General features: G+C 56.6%; 18 protein-coding genes and 1 pseudogene. 15 read left to right on the top strand and 4 right to left on the bottom strand.

Annotation, left to right across the window (positions count from 1 at the left end; genetic code table 11):
• Positions 1 to 15: 15 nt before the first annotated feature.
• From GN242_RS13125 to GN242_RS13105, 5 genes are all read left to right on the top strand, one after another.
• Complete coding sequence (locus GN242_RS13125; RefSeq protein WP_156287634.1) at positions 16 to 2,013, top strand: type VI secretion system Vgr family protein; 1,998 nt, start codon at positions 16 to 18, stop codon at positions 2,011 to 2,013.
• On the top strand, positions 2,013 to 2,465 hold the full coding sequence (locus GN242_RS13120) for a DcrB-related protein (RefSeq protein ID WP_154753903.1): 453 nt from the start codon (positions 2,013 to 2,015) through the stop codon (positions 2,463 to 2,465). The genes GN242_RS13125 and GN242_RS13120 overlap by 1 nt, the downstream gene beginning before the upstream one ends.
• The gene (locus GN242_RS13115) at positions 2,458 to 7,002 is read left to right on the top strand and encodes an RHS repeat-associated core domain-containing protein (RefSeq protein WP_156287633.1); all 4,545 of its coding nucleotides are present in this window, start codon (positions 2,458 to 2,460) and stop codon (positions 7,000 to 7,002) included. The genes GN242_RS13120 and GN242_RS13115 overlap by 8 nt, the downstream gene beginning before the upstream one ends.
• Complete coding sequence (locus GN242_RS13110; protein ID WP_156287632.1) at positions 6,999 to 7,565, top strand: hypothetical protein; 567 nt, start codon at positions 6,999 to 7,001, stop codon at positions 7,563 to 7,565. The genes GN242_RS13115 and GN242_RS13110 overlap by 4 nt, the downstream gene beginning before the upstream one ends.
• Positions 7,566 to 7,801: 236 nt before the next feature.
• On the top strand, positions 7,802 to 8,077 hold the full coding sequence (locus GN242_RS13105; protein WP_156287631.1) for a hypothetical protein: 276 nt from the start codon (positions 7,802 to 7,804) through the stop codon (positions 8,075 to 8,077).
• 44 nt (positions 8,078 to 8,121) lie between these two features.
• Here GN242_RS13105 and GN242_RS21970 read toward each other — a convergent pair whose 3' ends face one another.
• Positions 8,122 to 8,265, bottom strand: coding sequence for a DUF7706 family protein (locus GN242_RS21970; RefSeq protein WP_445224734.1), 144 nt, complete (start codon positions 8,263 to 8,265; stop codon positions 8,122 to 8,124).
• 431 nt (positions 8,266 to 8,696) lie between these two features.
• On the opposite strand from GN242_RS21970, the gene GN242_RS13100 reads away from it, so the two are divergent.
• The 9 genes from GN242_RS13100 (at position 8,697) to GN242_RS13065 (ending at position 19,413) form a co-directional block, all read left to right on the top strand.
• The gene (locus GN242_RS13100; RefSeq protein WP_156287630.1) at positions 8,697 to 10,691 is read left to right on the top strand and encodes an RHS repeat-associated core domain-containing protein; all 1,995 of its coding nucleotides are present in this window, start codon (positions 8,697 to 8,699) and stop codon (positions 10,689 to 10,691) included.
• 13 nt (positions 10,692 to 10,704) lie between these two features.
• Positions 10,705 to 11,319, top strand: coding sequence for a DUF8309 domain-containing protein (locus GN242_RS13095; RefSeq protein ID WP_156287629.1), 615 nt, complete (start codon positions 10,705 to 10,707; stop codon positions 11,317 to 11,319).
• Between the two features lie 690 nt (positions 11,320 to 12,009).
• The gene (locus GN242_RS13090; RefSeq protein WP_231617099.1) at positions 12,010 to 13,911 is read left to right on the top strand and encodes a type VI secretion system Vgr family protein; all 1,902 of its coding nucleotides are present in this window, start codon (positions 12,010 to 12,012) and stop codon (positions 13,909 to 13,911) included.
• A 2-nt stretch (positions 13,912 to 13,913) separates the two neighbouring features.
• Positions 13,914 to 14,333: a DcrB-related protein gene (locus GN242_RS13085; protein WP_156287089.1), complete on the top strand. Its 420-nt coding sequence runs from the start codon at positions 13,914 to 13,916 to the stop codon at positions 14,331 to 14,333.
• A 53-nt stretch (positions 14,334 to 14,386) separates the two neighbouring features.
• The gene (locus tag GN242_RS13080; RefSeq protein WP_156287628.1) at positions 14,387 to 14,554 is read left to right on the top strand and encodes a hypothetical protein; all 168 of its coding nucleotides are present in this window, start codon (positions 14,387 to 14,389) and stop codon (positions 14,552 to 14,554) included.
• Positions 14,551 to 15,249, top strand: a complete 699-nt coding sequence (locus tag GN242_RS21790; RefSeq protein WP_231617098.1) for a PAAR domain-containing protein — start codon at positions 14,551 to 14,553, stop codon at positions 15,247 to 15,249. The genes GN242_RS13080 and GN242_RS21790 overlap by 4 nt, the downstream gene beginning before the upstream one ends.
• Positions 15,161 to 17,911: a DUF6531 domain-containing protein gene (locus GN242_RS13075; protein ID WP_374189812.1), complete on the top strand. Its 2,751-nt coding sequence runs from the start codon at positions 15,161 to 15,163 to the stop codon at positions 17,909 to 17,911. Before GN242_RS21790 ends, GN242_RS13075 begins: the two co-directional genes overlap by 89 nt.
• A gap of 55 nt (positions 17,912 to 17,966) precedes the next feature.
• Positions 17,967 to 19,010 carry an HNH/endonuclease VII fold putative polymorphic toxin gene (locus tag GN242_RS13070; protein ID WP_156287626.1) on the top strand — a complete coding sequence of 348 codons (1,044 nt, stop codon included), beginning with the start codon at positions 17,967 to 17,969 and terminating at the stop codon, positions 19,008 to 19,010.
• Positions 18,991 to 19,413 carry an Imm50 family immunity protein gene (locus GN242_RS13065; protein WP_231617096.1) on the top strand — a complete coding sequence of 141 codons (423 nt, stop codon included), beginning with the start codon at positions 18,991 to 18,993 and terminating at the stop codon, positions 19,411 to 19,413. Before GN242_RS13070 ends, GN242_RS13065 begins: the two co-directional genes overlap by 20 nt.
• Positions 19,414 to 19,479: 66 nt before the next feature.
• On the opposite strand, the gene GN242_RS13060 is transcribed toward GN242_RS13065, so the two are convergent.
• The 3 genes and pseudogenes from GN242_RS13060 to GN242_RS13050 form a co-directional block, all read right to left on the bottom strand.
• Positions 19,480 to 19,842: a SymE family type I addiction module toxin gene (locus GN242_RS13060; RefSeq protein ID WP_156287625.1), complete on the bottom strand. Its 363-nt coding sequence runs from the start codon at positions 19,840 to 19,842 to the stop codon at positions 19,480 to 19,482.
• A gap of 308 nt (positions 19,843 to 20,150) precedes the next feature.
• Positions 20,151 to 20,333, bottom strand: a pseudogene (locus GN242_RS13055) (helix-turn-helix domain-containing protein); the annotation flags it as partial.
• A gap of 409 nt (positions 20,334 to 20,742) precedes the next feature.
• Positions 20,743 to 20,883, bottom strand: a complete 141-nt coding sequence (locus GN242_RS13050; RefSeq protein WP_156287624.1) for a hypothetical protein — start codon at positions 20,881 to 20,883, stop codon at positions 20,743 to 20,745.
• A 32-nt stretch (positions 20,884 to 20,915) separates the two neighbouring features.
• Here GN242_RS13050 and GN242_RS13045 point away from each other — a divergent pair, with 32 nt between their 5' ends.
• Entirely contained in the window at positions 20,916 to 22,424 is a 1,509-nt protein-coding gene (locus GN242_RS13045) for an RHS repeat-associated core domain-containing protein (RefSeq protein WP_156287623.1), read from the top strand.
• Position 22,425: the final 1 nt, after the last annotated feature.

Here is a 22,425-nt window from a genome sequence, read left to right as displayed (position 1 = left end):
CAGGAAGGAAAAAAGATGTTTTCTGATAATTCAAATAGTCCTGCCGCGTTCGCTGGCAGGTCTCCCAGCGGCCTGCAATTTACGCTCACCCCGGCGGGCCTGCCACCGGGCACCCTGGCGGTGGTCGATTTTACCCTGAAAGAGAGTTTTTCCACCCCGTTTGAGCTTAACGTCAGCCTGGCGAGCGCGGATCCGGCCATCGACTTTGCTGCGGTGCTCGATCTTGGTGCCACGCTCTCCGTCTGGCGCGACGGTGAGCTGCAACGCAGCGTTAACGGCATTGTGACCAGCTTTGAACAGGGCGACACCGGCTTTCATCAGACCCGCTACCGCATGGTTATCCGGCCCTCCCTCTGGCGCACCACGCTGCGCCGCAACTCGCGTATTTTCCAGCTGGAAACCATTGAAAGCATCATCACCACGCTGCTGAAAGAGAATGGCATCATGGAGGTGGCATTTGGCCTGTTTCATCCGCACCCGGCGCGGGAGTTCTGCGTGCAGTATCAGGAGTCGGACTTCGACTTTATTCAGCGCCTGACCGCCGAAGAGGGCATTTTTTACTATTTCGAGTTCGACGGGGGCAAAAATACCCTGGTGTATGCCGATGATTTTGCCGTGCTGCCGGACGGCGCCTCGCTGCCCTATAACCCTAACGTGGCGGCCCAGGCGCAGGAGCTGTGCATCACCACCTTTACCCGAACCGCGCAGGTACGCCCGGCGGTGGTGCAGCTAAAAGACTACACCTTTAAAAATCCCCGCTGGGCGGCGGAGTTCAGCAGGCAGGCAACCGGGCTGGAAAACCAGCGTCCGGACTACGAACATTTTGATTTCCCCGGTCGCTTCAAGGACGAGCAGCAGGGCAGGGATTTCACCCGCTACCGGCTGGAGGCGCTGCGCAATGACGCCAGCACCGGCAGGGGAAAAAGCAACGATTTTGCCCTGCAACCGGGCAGGCTGTTCAGCCTGTACAACCACCCGCGTGAAGACCTGAACTGCCCCTGGCAGCTCCTGAGCAGCATTGAGCATACCGGCAGGCAGCCGCAGGCGCTGGAGCAGGAGTCCGGCGGGCAGGGAACGGTGCTGGATAATGCGTTTGTTTTTCTCCCGCGCAATCAGCACTGGCGGCCCACGCCGCTGCCGAAACCGGCGATGGACGGCCCGCAGATAGCGAAAGTGGTCGGGCCGCCCGGAGAGGAGATCTACTGCGACGAATTTGGGCGGGTGAGGCTGCAATTTCTGTGGGATCGCTACGGCGAAAGCAATGACGGCAGCTCGTGCTGGATCCGCGTCACTCAGCCGTGGGCGGGCCAGGGCTGGGGAATGCTGGCGATCCCGCGAATCGGCCAGGAGGTGGTGGTGGACTTCCTGCACGGCGACCCGGATCAGCCCATCGTGACCGGGCGGACCTATCACGCCAGCAATATCCCGCCCGGTTCGCTCCCCGCCAGCAAAACGCAGATGGCGTTCCGTTCAAAAACCCACAAGGGGGAGGGTTTCAACGAGCTCAGATTTGAGGATGCGAAAGGCCGCGAAGAGCTGTTTATGCATGCCCAGAAGGATATGAACACCACGGTACTGAATGACAGAAGCACCACCGTAATGGCAAATCACACTGAAAATGTGACCTCTAATCAGAACATTCAGATTGGAGAAAATCAGTCCGTTAAGGTGCTGGCAAATCAGGATATTCAGGTTAAGGAAAAACAGAGCACTCTGGTGGGCGGAGATCAGATTACCAATGCCGGTGGCGGAATTCTTCTGGCCTCTGCAAAAGGGCTGCGGCTGGCCTGTGGCGATGCCGTCATCGATATGGATGCGGAGACCGGCAATATTTCCCTTATCTGCAACAGCTTTACTGTTTATGCCAAAGATCTTGGACAGATTACCGCTGAGGCCTTACTTGACTTAAATATGGACGGGGCCCAGCCGGGAACCCAGACGGGGCCGGAAGTGGAGGAGATTAACACTGCAATAGCTATTGCTTTTCCAGAGGACGGAGGGAGCAGGACATAATGTATTATATGAATGAAGGCACGTTAACGCTGCCGTTTGATTATACAGATCACAGCATCACGATTTTAAAATTCCCCGCTGAAAAATCCAGCCTGACGATTGTCCGGGGTGAGATGCCCGCTGAACTCTCATTATCCGCATCAGTGGAGTTACAGCGAAATCTATTCCGGCGGGAGTTTAAAACCGTCGTGCTGGGGGATCCTGAGTCAGTACGGCTCGGCAGCTCTCCCTCTTCAGAGGCAACAGAGTTTTTCTGCCTGTTTGATAAAGCCGGCATCAGACAGTATCAGATGAATTTGCTGATGAAACACGGTGCCAGTTTTATTACCTTCTCCTATACGCAGCTGCGCGCATTCACCAGTGAGGATTTATCGCACTGGGCAGCGATAAAATCTGATTTTGTTATTGATCCCCGGTGGTTTCAGACATTAACGGGGGCGGGCCATGAGTGACGCTAAATATCTAGCCGCCCGGGAAACGGACGTCCTGCTGCACACCTCGCTCCTCGCTGATTTTGTGTCCGGCGTGGTGAAGGGGGCCATCTATGCCGCCGCCGGGGCGGTCGCCTGCGCCGCCATGGCCGTCACGTTTCCCGCCTCACTGCTGGTCGGGGCCGCCGTGGGCGTCGCCGTCGGCTTTGTGTTTGGTGAAGCGGTGGATGCCGTGGCCGACACGGTCGCCGGCTGGTTCCCGCCTTCGGAAGATGCCCGCATTGTATCCGGCTCCGCCACCGTCCGCATCAGGGCGCTCCCCGCCGCGCGCGCCGCAGGCAAAATTCAGCGTGACGTGCTGTTAAGTCAGGCCGCCCCGGACGCGGAAGACCCCTCCGGGGGCCGGGCGGCCCGGATAGCCGAGGGCATTTTCCGCAGGGGATTAACCCTGCTACAGATGGCGGCGGACGCCGGCCCGCTTATCCCGCTGAACGCCGCCGCCGCGGCGGTGAAGGCCGTCAGCCGGGAGGGAGATGCCGCCGGCGCCGGCGGCCGCGCCGGTGACGACAGCGCCGCGAAGCCCGGCTTTCTGGCCTCGGCCGGCAGCAGCATCCTGTCGCCGGTGGTGGCCGGCGCGCATCCGGCCTCCTCCCCGGCGAACCTGGACAGGATTATCTGCACCAAATGGCATTTTAACGACGGCGGCCCCTATCTTGCCGAGGGGGCAAAGCGGGTGCAGATCAACAGCCAGCCCGCCTGCCGTACGGACGACCGCAGCACCTGCGAGGCCAGGATTGCGCCGGTGCAGACGGGCGGCAAAGTCCGCATCGGCGGGGACAGCGTGGTGGTACGCGACATCCGCAGCGGTAAAAACCCGTTTGCCGCCGCGGCCGGTGAGATTGCCGGGGGCCTCGCCGTGGGCCTCGTCGCGGCGGGCCGCCAGGCCATCATGACCTGTATCAAAACCACCGCATGCAGCTTCGTGAAAGAGGCGCTCGTGACGGCGGTGACCGCCGTGGGCTTCGCGGCCGTCGGGGAGGCGGTGTCGCGCATGATGTCCTCAGAGCATCCCGTGGACTATGCCACCGGCAGCAAAATCCTGGCGGGCGATGCGGAGCTGGATTTTGTGCTGGAGGGGCCCGTCCCCCTGCTCTGGCAGCGGATGTATCACAGCGGGAACTCCCGCCGGGGCGCGCTGGGAAAAGGCTGGAGCCTGCCGTCCGACGTCTCGCTTGAGATCCGCGATGAAAACGGCGAGGAGGCCCTTTACTACCGGGATCGCTCCGGCCGCGAGCTCGGCCTGGGCGTGGTGCCGGAGGGCATGAGCGTCCGCTACGTTGACGAGGGCTTTACCCTGTGGCGCAGCGTGCACAATCAGTTCCTGCTGCAGACCGCCGCCGGTGAGTTCTGCCTGTTTGAAGACCATCCCCTCCGGCCCGGCCACTTCCGCCTGCGCTGCGAGCTGGATCGCCATGAGAACGGCCTGGAATACCTGTATGACGCGCAGGGCCGGCTGCGGCAGATAGCCGGAGACCGGCAGGAACTGCGGGTGAACCTCAGCTATGAGCCGGAGCGGGATCGTCTGATCCGGGTGACGCAGGTTATCCGGCGCGGGGAGGAGGAGGCGGAAAGGCTGCTGGTGCAGTATCACTACGGCGATGCCGGGGAGCTGATCCGGGTGAGTGACGCCGACCACGTGACCACCCGCCGCTACGCCTGGGATCCTGAGCACGGGCTGATGACCGGCCACGCCTATGCCACCGGGCTGGCGGCGCGCTATCGCTACACGCTGTTCCCTGAGCGGGGCGGCGAGCCTGCGCACTACCGGGTGACTGAGCATACGCTGCTGGACGGCGACAGCCTGCTGGAGTCGGTGCGGCTGGAGTATGACCTCGCCTTCAGCCAGGTGGAGGTCACGGTGGAGGGGAAAGGGAGCAGCTACCGCCGCTGGGGCCGCAACGCCCTGATCACCGGCTATGTTGACGAGCTCGACAACGTCTGGACGTTCGAATGGAGCGAGGCGGACAGGTTAACCCGGGTGACCGACCCGGATAATAATGCGTGGACGCTGGAGTATGACCTCAGCGGCAATCTGACGCACACCACCGATCCGGAGGGGCAGAAAACCCATACCCGGTGGCATGAGGACTTTGCCTTTCCGCTGGTGCGGGTGATGCCTGACGGCGGCACCTGGCGGTACCGGTATAACGACCGGGGGGATCTGGTGGCGCAGACTGACCCCCGCGGCGGGGAAACGCTGTTCGTCCGGGACGACGCGGGCCACTGCATCTGCCGGCGCGACCCGGGAAACAACGAGACGCACTACCGCTACAGCGCCAGCGGCCGGCTGCTGAACCGGACCGACTGCACCGGCAGCGTGACGCGGTTTATATATGATGACTACGGGCAACTCAGCCTTATCCAGAACGCCCTGCACCAGACGGAGCGGCTGACGTTTTCCCCCGCGGGGCGGCTGCTGACGCAGCGGTTTGCCGGAGGGGGCGTGCGGGAGTACCGCTACGCGCCCTCCGGGCTGCCGGAGTGCATCCGCGGGGACGGGGAAACCCGGGTGCGCTACCGCTATAACGCGCGGGGGCAGGTGACGGAGCGGCGGGAGGACGGAAAGCGGGTGCGCTTTAAGTATGATAATTTTGGCCGCCTGAGCGCGCTGTACAATGAGAAGGGCGAGCCCTTCCGGTTTGCTTACAGCGCGCTGGACGGGCTGATGCGCGAGGTTCGTCCGGACGGCACGGTGCGGGAGCTGACCCGTAACCGGCTGGGGGCGGTGGTGAAAGAGAGGCTGCTGGGGACGCAGGGCGGCGAGCTGTGCACCACCCTGGTGCGCGACAGGGCCGGGCGTCTGGTGCGGCGGGAGGGGGCGGACTGCCGTACCGAATATGAGTACCGGCCGGGCTCGCTGCACATCCGGCATGCCGGGCAGGCCGCCTGCCGGGCGGCGCTGTCCGCGGGGCAGCCGCCTGAGTACCGGACGGTCTCCTTTGACTTTGACGCCGCGGGGCAGCTGGCCGGGGAGCGTAACCACGGGGGGCAGTACCGGTACGGGTATGACGCCGGCGGCAGCCTCGTCAGCACCGCCTACCCGGACGGGAGCCGGCTGCTGCACTGCCGCTACGGCAGCGGGCACCTGCTCCAGAGCGAGTTCCTGCACGGGGGGGAGCGGCACACGCTGGCGGAATACGCGCGCGACCGGCTGCACCGTGAGACGGAGCGAACCCTGGGGGCGCTGACGGAGCGGACGGAGTACGATGCTGCGGGGCGCATCACGGCGAAAACTGCCGGACGGCAGGCGGCAGGCCGGCCCTTCCGCCCGGTGCTGGCGCGGCGCTGGCAGTATGACCGCCGCCACCGGATGGTGAAGATGACGCTGACGACCGGACAGGAGGCGGGCGGATACGGGGTGAGGCAGGACACGCGCTGGGAGTATGACGGGGCTGACCGGGTGCTGGCCCGGTACGCGGAGGGGCGGGAGGAGGCGTTCCGCTGGGACGCGTCGGGTAACCTGCTGAACGGCGGGGCGGTGGCGTGGAACGACCAGGTGAGCCGGGCGGGTGATTACCGCCACGAGTGGGACGAGTTCGGGCGGCTGGCGCGGCGCATCAGCGTGAAGGACAGCGCGGTGCAGCACCTTCACTACGACGGCGACGGGCGCGTGACGTCGGTGACGTTCAGCGGGCATCCCCGCTACCGGGAGGTGTGCTATGACTACGACGGCCTGGGGAGGCGGACGGCCAAAACGGTGAAGCATGTGAGCCCGTACGAGCCGGATAAGCGGACGGATTTTTACTGGCAGGGGATGCGCCTGAGCGCAGAGCAGGGGACGCACGAGGCGCTGACCTTCCACTTTTATCACGGAGAGAGCCACACGCCGCTGGCGCGGTATGACAGCGGCGAGGGCGGGATGCGGTACGTACATGCGGAAGTGAACGGGATGCCGCAGGCGCTGAGTGACAGGGAGGGAAACACGGTGTGGCGTCCGCTGCATACGGGGCTGTTCGGGGTCATCAGAAGGGAGGAGAGCCGGCTGTCGCCGTACGCGGCGAAGCAGAACCTGCGTTTTGCGGGACAGTATTATGACGAAGAGACGGGGCTGCATTATAATACGCTGAGGTACTACGATCCGGGGAGCGGGAGCTTCACGCAGCCGGATCCGATAGGGCTGGCGGGTGGGCTGAATTTATATGCTTATGCGCCGAATCCGTTAAGTTGGATCGATCCTTTAGGTCTCAAATGTCATGGACACCATTCCGATCCTAAATTTATGGGGGGGGATCCCAAACAAAAATTGACAATGCTTGATGAAGTAGATCATCGTCAGCTTCATAAAGACTTAAATGATTTTTTAGTAGGTAAAATCAAAGTTATAAATGGCGATACTGTTCATATGCGGCCACAACGTGGAAATAGTGGTGCGGTGATACAGTCCAATTTCACAAGAAAAGAATTGTTAGATGCATTGTCCGAGTTTTATAAAGAAAATGCTTCTAAGTATACTGATGTAGTTCAGGATTTTTTCACACAACATCCGGGATTAAAATGATGAGTAGCTCTATTATTGTTGGATATAATTTGAGTGCTATTGGGAATCATGCTTATTTTTTTGCTGATGCACCTGATAGCATTTTTTGTGATAACTGTGGATGCTGCATTGATGATACTTATCTTCCTGAGAATTTCAAGTCAAGTAATAAAGCAGATATTGGTGCAACATATGATAGAAGATTCATTGTTTCTACAAGGTTTAAAGATTATATAAATGGCCTTGACTTTAATGTGAATTTTTTACCAGTAAATCCAAAAGAAACTTTATTTCTAATGAAACCACTGGAAATAATTAGATTTTCTGCACATCAAATGGAAAACTATTGTGATAAATGCCATCAATATTCAGATCAGGTTGCACCAAAACCAGATTTTTATTATGAGTCAGGTAATATTTTAAATAATGGAATATTTTTCACATCAACATCATTTGGTTGTGGGAGATCTGCTTCACCTTCAATTATTTTAGGAATAGAAACCGCAAAGGTTATTAGTGATGCAGTAAAGGCCTATAAGTTCAGAGGTGTAGATATCAGTAAAATAACTGTTAAAGTTAACTGATATAGAAAAGCCGGGAGGAAAATTAAATCTTCCCGGCTTTTTTAATATTAACGGTTGTTTATTATTCTAAGTACTCATCCCCCAGAGCGCCGCTTTTGCAGCGTTCTTCATATTCTGAGCTGATTTGGAATATGTAGGACATCTGGTATTACGGCAGATCAAGCACAGGATATAATGGCTCCAACTCAAAAGAACCCATCAGCTAAACCAAAGCCTAAAGGAGGGGGAGGTTGCTAATGCAATATAATTATATTTCAGACAAAGAGTTGTTTTTAATAAAAGAGCGTTGCGAAAAAACGACAAAGGGGCCATGGGTTTCTTATATTGAAGGAAGAGATCATTTTAGTGGTTCTAATTTTATTATGACGGGAGACGAAAATAATAGAGGTGAAGATATTGAACTTATTGGTGCAACAATAGAAGATCAGGAGTTTATAGCTCATGCGAAGCAAGATATACCTCGATTAATTAATGAGATAGAACGATTAAATAAACTAATTAAAAATACATGACTTAAAGCCGGAAAGATCCCTCGATCCTTCCGGTTTTTTATCTGCTATCGTGGCGCAAACCCTGCCTCAGTCAGTGCGTTCTGGAGCTTATGCACGGCGTATTTAATCTCATAGGCTTCGTCATCACTGACGGCGCAGGCGCGCAGTTCAGACCAGCTCAGGCGTTTGACCAACTGGGCTAATGCTATGGCTTCGGTATAGGTTTAATTAATATTTTCTAAATCGGTAATAACAATCTTCATCATAAGAACCTCGAATTTATTGGCATAAATCATAAAGTGATAACGGCGTGGTGGCTGTTTAACACGTCAACTTGCGTTCAATAATCAGTTGCCCGTCTTTAAAAATAACGGAGGCCGGAAGTCCGGTATAAAACCTCAGCGCTTAGATCTGTGGGCAACTCAGCCTTATCCAGAACGCCCTGCACCAGACGGAGCGCCTGACGTTTTCCCCCGCGGGGCGGCTGCTGACGCAGCGGTTTGCCGGAGGGGGCGTGCGGGAGTACCGCTACGCGCCCTCCGGGCTGCCGGAGTGCATCAGCGGGGACGGGGAAACCCGGGTGCGCTACCGCTATAACGCGCGGGGGCAGGTGACGGAGCGGCGGGAGGACGGAAAGCGGGTGCGCTTTGAGTATGATAATTTTGGCCGCCTGAGCGCGCTGTACAATGAGAAGGGCGAGCCCTTCCGGTTTGCTTACAGCGCGCTGGACGGGCTGATGCGCGAGGTTCGTCCGGACGGCACGGTGCGGGAGCTGACCCGTAACCGGCTGGGGGCGGTGGTGAAAGAGAGGCTGCTGGGGACGCAGGGCGGCGAGCTCTGCACCACCCTGGTGCGCGACAGGGCCGGGCGTCTGGTGCGGCGGGAGGGGGCGGACTGCCGTACCGAATATGAGTACCGGCCGGGCTCGCTGCACATCCGGCATGCCGGGCAGGCGGCCTGCCGGGCGGCGCTGTCCGCGGGGCAGCCGCCTGAGTACCGGACGGTCTCCTTTGACTTTGACGCCGCGGGGCAGCTGGCCGGGGAGCGTAACCACGGGGGGCAGTACCGGTACGGGTATGACGCCGGCGGCAGCCTCGTCAGCACCGCCTACCCGGACGGAAGCCGGCTGCTGCACTGCCGCTACGGCAGCGGACACCTGCTCCAGAGCGAGTTCCTGCACGGGGGTGAGCGGCACACGCTGGCGGAATACGCGCGCGACCGGCTGCACCGTGAGACGGAGCGAACCCTGGGGGCGCTGACGGAGCGGACGGAGTACGATGCTGCGGGGCGCATCACGGCGAAAACTGCCGGGCGGCAGGCGGCAGGCCGGCCCTTCAGCCCGGTGCTGGCGCGGCGCTGGCAGTATGACCGCCGCCACCGGATGGTGAAGATGACGCTGACGACCGGACAGGAGGCGGGCGGGTACGGGGTGAGGCAGGACACGCGCTGGGAGTATGACGGGGCTGACCGGGTGCTGGCCCGGTACGCGGAGGGGCGGGAGGAGTCGTTCCGCTGGGACGCGTCGGGTAACCTGCTGAACGGCGGGGCGGTGGCGTGGAACGACCAGGTGAGCCGGGCGGGTGATTACCGCCACGAGTGGGACGAGTTCGGGCGGCTGGCGCGGCGCATCAGCGTGAAGGACAGCGCGGTGCAGCACCTTCACTACGACGGCGACGGGCGCGTGACGTCGGTGACGTTCAGCGGGCATCCCCGCTACCGGGAGGTGTGCTATGACTACGACGGCCTGGGGAGGCGGACGGCCAAAACGGTGAAGCATGTCAGCCCGTACGAGCCGGATAAGCGGACGGATTTTTACTGGCAGGGGATGCGCCTGAGCGCAGAGCAGGGGACGCACGAGGCGCTGACCTTCCACTTTTATCACGGAGAGAGCCACACGCCGCTGGCGCGGTATGACAGCGGCGAGGGCGGGATGCGGTACGTACATGCGGAAGTGAACGGGATGCCGCAGGCGCTGAGTGACAGGGAGGGAAACACGGTGTGGCGTCCGCTGCATACGGGGCTGTTCGGGGTCATCAGAAGGGAGGAGAGCCGGCTGTCGCCGTATGCGGCGAGGCAGAACCTGCGTTTTGCGGGACAGTACTATGACGAAGAGACGGGGCTGCATTATAATACGCTGAGGTACTACGACCCGGGGAGCGGGAGCTTCACGCAGCCGGATCCGATAGGGCTGGCGGGCGGGATAAACCTGTATGCTTATGGGCCGAATCCTATTAATTGGATAGATCCGTTAGGATTAGCGGGTAATCCTGCAACGGCAACACATATTACCTATCAGGGAATTGATGCTATTACAGGTAAACCCTATGTAGGGTATGCCAGTATGCAAGGAACGCAAATGGCACAGGATGTATTGAATTATCGATATGGTGGTAACTTTGACCGTTTTGGTGGACAAGCCCCTAGAGTTTTATATGATGGTTATGGACAATCGGGTAAAGATGTAGCCCGAGGTTTGGAACAACGAACATTTGAGCAATTAGGCGGGCTGGATGGTACTGCTAATAGGCAAAATCCTGTGGGACAAGGAAATGCCCGGAGAACAGAATATCTTGGTGCGGCAGATGATCACCTGAACAACAAGAACGGTGGCGGTAAAAAAGGAGGCGGCTGTTAAAGACGTTTTATCTATGGCTAAACGAATTATCTGGAAAAATGGTGATCTGGTTAATATCAAGTTGCGTGATGGTTTATATACCATCGGCCAGATGTTAACCAGCCCGGCAATGCGATTTTATGATATATCTAGCGTTGATGGTGTATGGGGTAACATAGACCTGAATAAAGTAAAACCTTTATTTAGAGCTTTTGTTGGTAGAGTGATTAATAATTATCTTATTCAAGGTAAAATTAAATCACCCACTGTAATAGCAAGTTCTAAACCTTATGAACCTTATTGGATTTCTCCTTATTCAATAATAGATGGTGTGCATTATAAAGGAACTAAAAATGACTTTCCTTTTCTTGGTGGTAAAATAATTGATCTTGGCCCTGATGGAAATGTTAGTGTCACTCAAGCACCGGTAATAAAAGAAGACTTAACACTTCCGCAAGATCGTGAGCTTATTGAACAATATGAATTAGACAATATGTGGGGGCATGAAGATCTCAGTGATCGGTTATGTCGTTATTTTGATACGGGGGTTAATCGTGATGATCTCAAGTTTGAGGTATTCCCTGGCCTGTGGGATGACAGAGAAAAACTCAGACCGCTCACTCGTCGGTTACCTGTTCCATTAAGATAAAATAAAGCCGGAAAGATCTTCCCATCTTTCCGGCTATTTTTATTCGTTCTTTCTGTTAACCCCCGATCCCCCGGAGTACCGCTTTTGCGGCGTTCTTCATATCCCGCAGTTGCTGGCGCAGGGCTTCCAGTTCATGCTTAAGGTCGTCCACTTCTTCACTGTCCAGAACCAGCACAATACAGCCGTCAGATGTTTACTGCCGCTACGGCAGCGGACACCTGCTCCAGAGTGAGTTCCTGCACGGGGGTAAGCGGCACACGCTGGCGGAATATGCGCGCAAAGGTAAGCTAACTGAACTGACGGTGATGAGCGTGTGCAGGCAATGCCGGATGCGGTTAAAACCACGGATACGTTAGTGTAAGCCGGGGAGGATATCTTTGGAATGAGGCAGGCACTGGTTACAGTGTTTATAACTTCCGGCGTGTCTCAGGCCACTAAATCATCTCAGTAATGGCACTTCCTGCCATACATTTTCCTCTTAATAAATATCCCATTCCGTCACTGATTATCAGCCGCTGGTCGATCGCGGTCACAGAATCGACCTTTCAACACGGCCACAGCGCTAACAGGCTGGTTATTAACAAGAAATGCTGGCAGGCTATGTGCGATTTCTCAGTGTTTGACTCAGCTGTAATCACCAGCTAACGCAGCAGGCGGAGCCTGCGCGTTGATTTCCAGGAAGGAAAAAAGATGTTTTCTGATAATTCAAATAGTCCTGCCGCGTTCGCTGGCAGGTCTCCCAGCGGCCTGCAATTTACGCTCACCCCGGCGGGCCTGCCACCGGGCACCCTGGCGGTGGTCGATTTTACCCTGAAAGAGAGTTTTTCCACCCCGTTTGAGCTTAACGTCAGCCTGGCGAGCGCGGATCCGGCCATCGACTTTGCTGCGGTGCTCGATCTTGGTGCCACGCTCTCCGTCTGGCGCGACGGTGAGCTGCAACGCAGCGTTAACGGCATTGTGACCAGCTTTGAACAGGGCGACACCGGCTTTCATCAGACCCGCTACCGCATGGTTATCCGGCCCTCCCTCTGGCGCACCACGCTGCGCCGCAACTCGCGTATTTTCCAGCTGGAAACCATTGAAAGCATCATCACCACGCTGCTGAAAGAGAACGGCATCATGGAGGTGGCATTTGGCCTGTTTCATCCGCACCCGGCGCGGGAGTTCTGCGTGCAGTATCAGGAGTCGGACTTCGACTTTATTCAGCGCCTGACCGCCGAAGAGGGCATTTTTTACTATTTCGAGTTCGACGGGGGCAAAAATACCCTGGTGTATGCCGATGATTTTGCCGTGCTGCCGGGCGGCGCCTCGCTGCCCTATAACCCTAACGTGGCGGCCCAGGCGCAGGAGCTGTGCATCACCACCTTTACCCGAACCGCGCAGGTACGCCCGGCGGTGGTGCAGCTAAAAGACTACACCTTTAAAAATCCCCGCTGGGCGGCGGAGTTCAGCAGGCAGGCAACCGGGCTGGAAAACCAGCGTCCGGACTACGAACATTTTGATTTCCCCGGTCGCTTCAAGGACGAGCAGCAGGGCAGGGATTTCACCCGCTACCGGCTGGAGGCGCTGCGCAATGACGCCAGCACCGGCAGGGGAAAAAGCAACGATTTTGCCCTGCAACCGGGCAGGCTGTTCAGCCTGTACAACCACCCGCGTGAAGACCTGAACTGCCCCTGGCAGCTCCTGAGCATTGAGCATACCGGCAGGCAGCCGCAGGCGCTGGAGCAGGAGTCCGGCGGGCAGGGAACGGTGCTGGATAATGCGTTTGTTTTTCTCCCGCGCAATCAGCACTGGCGGCCCACGCCGCTGCCGAAACCGGCGATGGACGGCCCGCAGATAGCGAAAGTGGTCGGGCCGCCCGGAGAGGAGATCTACTGCGACGAATTTGGGCGGGTGAGGCTGCAATTTCTGTGGGATCGCTACGGCGAAAGCAATGACGGCAGCTCGTGCTGGATCCGCGTCACTCAGCCGTGGGCGGGCCAGGGCTGGGGAATGCTGGCGATCCCGCGAATCGGCCAGGAGGTGGTGGTGGACTTCCTGCACGGCGACCCGGATCAGCCCATCGTGACCGGGCGGACCTATCACGCCAGCAATATCCCGCCCGGTTCGCTCCCCGCCAGCAAAACGCAGATGGCGTTCCGTTCAAAAACTCACAAGGGGGAGGGTTTCAACGAGCTCAGATTTGAGGATGCGAAAGGCCGCGAAGAGCTGTTTATGCATGCCCAGAAGGATATGAACACCACGGTTAAAGATAATCAGGAACTGACTGTGGAGATGGGGCACCGAAATGTGACGGTTGTTACCGGAGATGAGGTTACAAACATTCAGCAAGGTAATCTGCAAGAGACAATAAAACTTAAGCGGATGACCAGGGCAAATAAAATTGAATTTGAAGCAAACGCTGACGGTGCCAGCGAGGGTACGCAATTATTAAAAGCCACAGATCAGCTCGACTTACAGGTTGGCGACAGCAATGTTGTTATGACCAAAGAGTCAATAACGCTGAGTTTTGGTGAGGGCAGTAAAATAGTCATTAACAGTGGGGGCGTATTTGTTGAGGGGCCTGTCATACATTTAAACAGGGATAAATAAAAATGTATCATTTTAATGAAGGAACGATTGATTTACCCGATGAGTGGAAAGATGTCACCATCAATGTGCTCAGTACCTCTGAAAATGACGCGGGCGGGTTGAGTTTCACTATCTCCCGGGATACTCCCCCATGGGGAATGGCGTTCAGAGAGTTTGCTGAAAGGGAAATAACATTGTTGAGCACTCAGCTCAAAAATTTCAGTGAGATTGAAAGGGTACGCGATCCTTTAGACAATTATGAATCGGTCAGCTGTGAATTCAGCTGGAGTTCCACTCAGGGAAATATTCATCAGTTAATGTTTTTTGTCAGCGCCGCGAAGAATGTCCTTATTCTTAATGCGACCATGCCGGCCTTACTTTCGGAGAGTCAGAAGGCATTGATCCTCTCCCTGTTAAATACACTGGTGTTAAGAGATAAATAAGGGCGCGCTGTTCAGTGGCCTGAGCGTGATGGTAAAGAAAGGGAAGACTTATTATGACGGCTGTGACCGGGGCGACAATAGGAGCAATAAGTGCCATTCAGGGCGGCGGTGCATCCCCTCCGGGATCCGCCACGCCAGCTAACCCACAGATTACATCCTGGGAAAGAACCACGGATACGGTGCTGGATTTTCTCGAAAGCCCGAATACAACTACGGCGTGATGGGGACGTTTGCCTCACTGGCGGTGGTGCAGGGTGCGGTATCCGGCTATGCCGCCCTGGCGAGCGCCGCTGGCGGCGCCTGTGCGGTCTCCACCGGCGCGGCGGTGGCAGGGATGGTGCAGGGGGCGGGGATGGCGCTGGCGCCCCTGGCCGCAGGCATGGCCGCCGGCTACGGCGGGTTCAGGCTGGGCGAGTGGGCGGTGCACGGAATTGCCGGTATGGCGGGGGCGAAGCGGGTTGCCATCCGGGGCGAGGCGCCGGCCCGGGCTGGCGATGACATCGCTCATCAGAGAAAAGGATGGGGGCTGATTGGGGCGATTGCCGGCGTTATCGCCGGGGCTGCCGTGGTTGTCGCAATAGGTGTCCTGACCGGCGGGGCCGGGCTTGTTGTCATGGGTTCCGCATTTCTTGGCTCTCTGGCAACCGCCGGGGCCGCGGCGGCGGTGGGGGGCATTATTGCCGGCGCCGGGAATGCCCTGGGCCAGTATGGCGATAAAAAAGGGGAGGTTGCGCAGGGATCTCCCAACGTGTTCTTCAACGGCCAGGCGGTTGCCCGGGCCGCGCGACCCCGTTCACTGCTCCGATCATACCTGGACGCCGCCCCCGGTGATTGCAGAGGGGGCCGAAACGGTGTTCGCCAACGGGATGCCGGTTGCACGCCTGGGCCACAGAACCAGCTGCGATGCCCGCATTAACTCGGGCAGTGGCAATATTGCTGAAACGCAGCAAACCGGGGCGCTGGTCGCGGAGATAAAGGACAGCCGGAATATATTCCTCAGGGCCACCTCCGCGGTTATCAATACGGTTCTTGTTTACATGGGGTTAAGGTCATCCGTCAGCGGGATAAGGAACAGTTTTAAACAACTGAGCAGCGCAGGGGAGCCCGTGGACGTCGTTACCGGTGATTTTTTACAGCAGTGGCCCGTCATCGATCTGCCCGGCGTGTTACCGCTGACGTTATACAGAACCTATCGCTCAACCGGTGCGGTCATCATTGAGGGGGCGCTCGGGGTCAAATGGGCGAACAGCTGGTCTCAGTATCTCGATATCCGGCCTGAAAGTATCGATTACCTGGATGAGGAAGGGTGCATCCTGTCCTATCATACGCCCGGAAATGAGGTCTGCGCGGTTAACCTGCGGCAGCCTCACTACATACTTTCGGGCGACAGGGAGGGGGAATTACTCCTTTTTGACCGTCAGACACAGCGGCGGTATATCTTTGGCCATGCCGACGGCAGCCGGCGCTATTTAAGCCGGATTGAGGACGGAAAAGGGAACCGGATAACGTTCTCCTTCCGGGATAATGAACTGAGCGTCATTGAACACAGCGCCGGCTACAGTCTGAATATTGAAGTACAGGACAGGAGGATAGTCCGGGTCACGCTGGTGACTCAGGAATTCAGCCAGGTGCTGCTGACCTGTGAATATAACCACCGGGGGCAGCTGGCTGACTGCCACAGCTTCCAGTTTGGCCGGCTTTATCATGAATATAATGATAAAGGATTTATGGTGCACTGGCGGGACACCGATCAAACGCAGGCCTGGATCGACTATGACGATACCGGGCGGGTCGTGGCAACGCGCACCGCGCAGGGACATTATAACGACAGATTTATTTATGACGATCTGAACCGGCATAATATCTATATCGACGCTGAGGGCGGGGAAACGCATTATTATTATAATGAAGCGGATCTGGTCACCCGGGCCGTCGATCCGTTAAACGGGGTGGTGTTATCCGAATGGGATCTGACCCGGCTGACGCGTACCACCGATGAGACCGGCCGGGTCACCTCGTATCAGTATAATGCGCTGGGGGAGCTGCTGGAGGTCACGCCGCCCGGCGATCTCCCGCTGCGGTACCGCTATGACAGCCGGGGGCAGATAACCGGCGTCATCCGGGGGGAGAGTGAGGCCTGGCGCTGGCAGTATGATGATAAGGGCATGCTGCGCAGGACGGTCTGTCCGTCGGGCCTGGCCATTGACTGGCGTTATGATGCCTGCGGAAATATCGTTACGGAGCAGCACTCCTCCGGCCTGGAGTGGCGTTACAGATATGATGCATACGGCCAGCTGTCGGCAATAACCGCGCCGGGTAATATTACCACGCGCTGTCACGTTGATGTGCTCGGGCGGCTGTGGTTCACCGACGCCCACGGGCAGAAAACGCGCTATTCACACAGCGCTGCGCACGCCAGGCCGGGGCAGAGCGTGACCGGGGTGACGTACCCGGACGGATCCCGGCAGCAGATCCGTTATGACAGCGAGGGGCGCATCCGGAAGCAGACCGACGGCGAGGGCAGGGAAAGCATCTGTCAGTACGGGGCTTTCGACCTGCTGCTGTCCCGGCAGCGGCCGGACGGAAAAACCGTCTCGTATCATTACGATCGTCTGACGCGGCTGACGGGCCTGACGAACGCCGGCGGCGAATCTTATTACCTGATCCGCGACGCAAAGGGACAGGTTGTTGAGGAGCAGGATTTCACCGGACGCCGGCAGCGCTATGCTTACGATGCCGCGGGGCGGCTGGTGAGAAAGCGGTGCGGCCGGCAGACGGTCACTTACCGCTACACGCCCGGCGACCGGCTGGCGCAGGAGCTGTACTGGCTGGAGGAAGAGAACGTCTCCACGCTGCAGGAGCAGGTTGATTTTACCTACGACCGGGAGGGGCGGCTGACGACGGCGGTCAACGGCAGCGCCACCGTGGAGTTTAATTATGACGAACGGGGCGGACTGACCGGCGAACGGATTAACGGCCGGGCCGTCACGTATCAGCGTGATGCGAAAACGGGGCGGGTGATTAACCAGTCCCTGGATACCCTCCGGCTCAGCCTGCACTATGACGCGGCGTCCGGACGGCTGGAAAAAACGCAGTTAAACCACCACCATCCCCTGAGCTTTGAATACGATCCCCTTGGCCGGGAGAGCGTACGCCGCAGCGCCGGCGGGTTTGTGCTCGCGCATAACTACACGGCAAACGGTCTGCTGTTCAGCCAGGCGGCGGGAAGGGACTCGACGCTGTTTAACTGTCAGCCGGGGCTGGCTCATCCGCAGGCGGCCCTGGCCGGCAGCGCGGTGAACCGCCGGTATGAGTACGACAGGGCGCACAACGTTACCCGGATAAGTGACGGTAAGTGGGGCGATATGCGCTACCGGCACGACGTTAACGACCAGGTCACTGAGGCTGAGTTGCAGGGGATCCACCGGGAGAGTGCGCGCTTTGACTACGACGCGAACCTGAACCTGACGCTGGGGCGCACCCGCAGGGCGGCGTTCGCCGCGGAGGGGGAGATCGTGCGGATGCAGCGCCAGGAGAAAGGGCGTCAGCGCGTCGGGGCGGTGCCGCTACCGGTATAATGAGCAGGGGCAGCTGAGTGAGAAAAGGGAGCTGGCGGCGGGTTTCAGGCCGCGGGTGTGGAAATACCGCTGGAACGGGCAGGGGCAGCTGGCGGAGCTGCTGACGCCGGAGCGGCGGCGCTGGCGCTATGAGTATGATGCGTTTGGCCGGCGCATCCGGAAGTTTGAGGTTATTCCCGGCGGCGGCGCTGATGAACGGCGTCTCCCGCTGACGCCGCACGCGGGTGAGGATGCGGCGTCAGCGCGGGGGGAGGCGCGGCGAACGGCCGGTTACGATTACTTCTGGTGCGGCGAACAGATGGTGGAGGAGACCCCGCTGTATGCGGACGGCACGCCGGCGGATGACGGTCGCATCCGGTGGCTGTATCAGCCCGGGGCGGTGAGCCCGTTTGCGCGCTACGAAAGGGGAAGGCTGCACTACGTGGTGAGCGACCATCTGGGAAGCGTGCGGGAGCTGTTAAGCGAGGAGGGCAAGGCGGTATGGTTTGCGCGCAGCACGACGTGGGGCCGCAGCCGGCTCTGGGGATTTGCGGCAAACGATGAGGTGCGTGCGGGGTGCCAGTGGCGTTTTCCCGGGCAGTACGAAGACGATGAGTCGGGTTTACACTACAACCGGTTCAGGTATTATGACCCGGATACGGCGCAGTATATCAGTCCGGATCCAATAGGGCTGGCGGGGGGGATAAACTTATATGCCTATGTTAAAAATCCTCTTACATGGATAGACCCATTAGGGTTGGCAGGATGCCAAGCTCCTAATAAGAAAACCACATATGAGGGTTCTAGTCGAAGAGACGCATTTAGGCAGGCGAAACGCGATGCTGGAATACCGATGAATCAACAGCCTAAATCAATTACAAGACCTGATCTATTAGATGGTAGTGGCAATAAAATATTAAATAACACTGGACAGCCAATAAAAACAAGACAGTATGAATTTACTAATAGTCAGGGCAAGCCTGTCTTTATACAGGAACATAGTTTAGGTCATGCTAAGGCAACCCCTTTGCATGGAGCAGAACCGCACTTTAATGTCAGATCTTCTGAGAATTTAAATACAGGTAGTGTGTCAGGAACTCATGGTCATTATAATTTTTAAGGGAGGGTTTATAATGTGGTTTCAAAGTGCTTTAGGAAAAGAAAAGATTCAATTTATGTTTAATAATGAATTGAGTATAGAATCCGTTGAGATAAATAGCTTTTCGCTGGAGCGATTTTCAGACTTAAAATTTAATTTTTATTGCAAGGGGATGCCAAAAAAATACCCAGAAAAATGGAATGGAGAGGGTTTTAATGCCCTTAGTTTAGTGATTACTTTTGGTGGCTTGATCCAATTGAATATTATTGGTTCAAGAGTCGGTTTCTTTTGCTCTCCTATAATAAACTCTTTAAAAGATTACTCTGAAATAAGAATAAAAAATAATGAGCTTGACTTGTACTGTAAATCAAAATTTTTAACGATAGAAGGAGTTACACCATATATAGATGAAAGGTGGGATTAGCTTTTTTAAACAACCAGATAATATTTATAACGGAGCAATTTATTATGATTGCTCCGTTGGCTTGGATTAATACATGTTATGCTGAGTTATCCTTTGCTGTGCTTGAATCACCACCTTACCGGGCATCACGCTGATCGCCAGCGGTTGCCAAGTCAGGCCGCACTGCGTCAGCCAGTCCCGGGCCAGATACAGCTCACCGTTATCCCGTATCCCGTCCATGCCGATATGCGGGTGAGCGTCCCTCGCCAATAATAACCGCTCAATCTCTTCCTCATCAGAAACCAACGTTATTACCAACCTATCCTGGTACGGCTCTATCTTAAATACCGCTACCGCCACAAACCCCGCCTTGATAATATCCTCACCATCGATAATCAGCTCAGGAATAAACCCGCCTATGGTTGTCTGTATAATAGTGCTTCCGTTCATACATTGCCCTCCGCTTGAGTAATCAATCGCCCCTGCTCAATATTTACCGTGACTGGCTGGCCGGTTAAAAAACCCAGTTATTCCAGCCAATACCCCTTGATAATCAGCTGTGGCGCGGGCTTCTTGATACCTCGGTTGGGCGTATAGCCCACAGTGTAGTGGCGTGTTGTCTTGGGGGCTTTATTTACGGGGGTGCCTGACTTAGAATCACGCTTAGCCATGATAACTACCTCGAATAGTTGCTTGTGGTGAGCGGCGTTGGTGTGTTGGTAGCACATCAGCGCCGCGCTACAGATCGCTTATCTCTCTCAGCTCTTTTTCTGGTCAACAGGCCGTATGGCCGATTCAACGCGGTGCTTCACAATCACCGCATCGATCAACTTGATCACAGTCTCCTGTTCTTCCGGTTGGCACTGGGCCAACGCTTTAAACCGTTCCATTAACCGCGTGTTGTTAATCGGTGCCTGCTCGTTAGACGAGCCAAGCAGCAGAACATAACAAATTTTTAGAGAAACTTTTCCCTAAAGGGTTGCAAGAACCAGTATTATTAGGTTTGGATTTGGCAGATCGAATATCTATAAATATACATGTCATTCAGAGGCCTGAAGTAGAAATAAATAAGTGGGGTGTTTGGGGTGAAGATTATAATGTCATCGTGATTAAATTAATTGGTCAATTTTTAAATAAAGTGGATGTTATAAATTGGCAATGTGTTGACTTCTGTTTTTTAGAGTTATCCCAAGAAAAAGATATATTAAATTGAACTTTAATGGCAATGTATGGAGTGTCAGGATAGAGTTAAAAACTCTAACATTTCAAGGGTGTGATATATACATAAAGTAAAATTTGAGCCGGAAGGAGCCTTCTGATTTTTCCGACTATTTTTATTTATTCACCTCATTAAACCCTGATCCCCCATAGCACCACTTTAGCGGCGTTCTTCATATCGCGGTTAGCCAGCTTAATATCCCGCAGTTGCTGGCGTAGCGCTTCCTGCCCATGCTTCAGGTCGTTCACTTCATCACTGTCCAGAACCAGCACAATACAACTGTCGGTTATTTTAACGGTGAGAGGTGCGCCCGTCTCAAACCCCGCCACACAGCGCTGCGCACGCCAGGCCGGGGCTGGCTCATCCGCAGGCGGCCCTGGCCGGCAGCGCGGTGAACCGCCGGTATGAGTACGACCGGGCGCACAACGTTACCCGGATAAGTGACGGTAAGTGGGGCGATATGCGCTACCGGCGCGACGTTAACGACCAGGTCACTGAGGCTGAGGTGCAGGGCATCCACCGGGAGAGTGCGCGCTTTGACTACGACGCGAACCTGAACCTGACGCTGGAGCGCACCCGCAGGGCGGCGTTCGCCGCGGAGGGGGAGATCGTGCGGATGCAGCGCCAGGAGAAAGGGCGCGTCAGCGCGTCGGGGCGGTGCCGCTACCGGTATAATGAGCAGGGGCAGCTGAGTGAGAAAAGGGAGCTGGCGGCGGGTTTCAGGCCGCGGGTGTGGAAATACCGCTGGAACGGGCAGGGGCAGCTGGCGGAGCTGCTGACGCCGGAGCGGCGACGCTGGCGCTATGAGTATGATGCGTTTGGCCGGCGCATCCGGAAGTTTGAGGTTATTCCCGGCGGCGGCGCTGATGAACGGCGTCTCCCGCTGACGCCGCACGCGGGTGAGGATGCGGAGGTGGCGCGGGGGGAGGGGCGGCGAACGGCCGGTTACGATTACTTCTGGTGCGGCGAACAGATGGTGGAGGAGACCCCGCTGTATGCGGACGGCACGCCGGCGGATGACGGTCGCATCCGGTGGCTGTATCAGCCCGGGGCGGTGAGCCCGTTTGCGCGCTACGAAAGGGGAAGGCTGCACTACGTGGTGAGCGACCACCTGGGAAGCGTGCGGGAGCTGTTAAGCGAGGAGGGCAAGGCGGTATGGTTTGCGCGCAGCACCACGTGGGGCCGCAGCCGGCTCTGGGGATTTGCGGCAAACGATGAGGTGCGTGCGGGGTGCCAGTGGCGTTTTCCCGGGCAGTACGAAGACGATGAGTCGGGTTTACACTACAACCGGTTCAGGTATTATGACCCGGATACGGCGCAGTATATCAGTCCGGATCCAATAGGGCTGGCGGGGGGGATAAACCCGTACGGGTATGTGCATAATCCGCTGGGGTGGATTGATCCGCTGGGGTTAACGGCATGTAGTGTCCCTAAAGGTTTTTCTAGAAAAGATAAAATTACACAAAGGTGGGTTGATAAATTATCAGGTAAAAAACCTGCGGATGTTGATGCGTTCATGACTAGCCGTGGTTGGACTAGACATTATCCTCAAGCAGGAAGACCCGATGCGATTCAACATACTCAATATGTACGTACTACTAAATCCGGGGCAACATATAAACTAGATTATCACCCAGGAGGAAATGCAAGTCAGCCGAATATTCATGGCAATGATTACTGGAAGATTTATAAAGTAAACAATGGTGAGGATATTGTCTTTGGAAGGATCGGTCATGGTGAATTTAAAAACTACGATCTAATAAAAGACTCCCCGATATATATTGATGGTGCGTTAATAAATGGTGGTTTGTAAT

This window comes from Erwinia sorbitola, assembly GCF_009738185.1.
Classification (GTDB): domain Bacteria; phylum Pseudomonadota; class Gammaproteobacteria; order Enterobacterales; family Enterobacteriaceae; genus Erwinia; species Erwinia sorbitola.
Note: the sequence above shows the minus strand (reverse complement) of the source record. Positions and strands in the feature narration are given on the sequence as shown.

What these genes read in the sequence shown, in the direction of transcription:
- GN242_RS13115 (WP_156287633.1), top strand. Translation starts at nt 2,458, where the DNA reads ATGAGTGACGCTAAATATCTAGCCGCCCGGGAAACGGACGTCCTGCTG.
- GN242_RS13110 (WP_156287632.1), top strand. Translation starts at nt 6,999, where the DNA reads ATGATGAGTAGCTCTATTATTGTTGGATATAATTTGAGTGCTATTGGG.
- GN242_RS13095 (WP_156287629.1), top strand. Translation starts at nt 10,705, where the DNA reads ATGGCTAAACGAATTATCTGGAAAAATGGTGATCTGGTTAATATCAAG.
- GN242_RS13065 (WP_231617096.1), top strand. Translation starts at nt 18,991, where the DNA reads ATGGTCATTATAATTTTTAAGGGAGGGTTTATAATGTGGTTTCAAAGT.
- GN242_RS13120 (WP_154753903.1), top strand. Translation starts at nt 2,013, where the DNA reads ATGTATTATATGAATGAAGGCACGTTAACGCTGCCGTTTGATTATACA.
- GN242_RS13105 (WP_156287631.1), top strand. Translation starts at nt 7,802, where the DNA reads ATGCAATATAATTATATTTCAGACAAAGAGTTGTTTTTAATAAAAGAG.
- GN242_RS13060 (WP_156287625.1), bottom strand. Translation starts at nt 19,842, where the DNA reads ATGAACGGAAGCACTATTATACAGACAACCATAGGCGGGTTTATTCCT.
- GN242_RS13125 (WP_156287634.1), top strand. Translation starts at nt 16, where the DNA reads ATGTTTTCTGATAATTCAAATAGTCCTGCCGCGTTCGCTGGCAGGTCT.
- GN242_RS13090 (WP_231617099.1), top strand. Translation starts at nt 12,010, where the DNA reads ATGTTTTCTGATAATTCAAATAGTCCTGCCGCGTTCGCTGGCAGGTCT.
- GN242_RS13080 (WP_156287628.1), top strand. Translation starts at nt 14,387, where the DNA reads ATGACGGCTGTGACCGGGGCGACAATAGGAGCAATAAGTGCCATTCAG.
- GN242_RS13085 (WP_156287089.1), top strand. Translation starts at nt 13,914, where the DNA reads ATGTATCATTTTAATGAAGGAACGATTGATTTACCCGATGAGTGGAAA.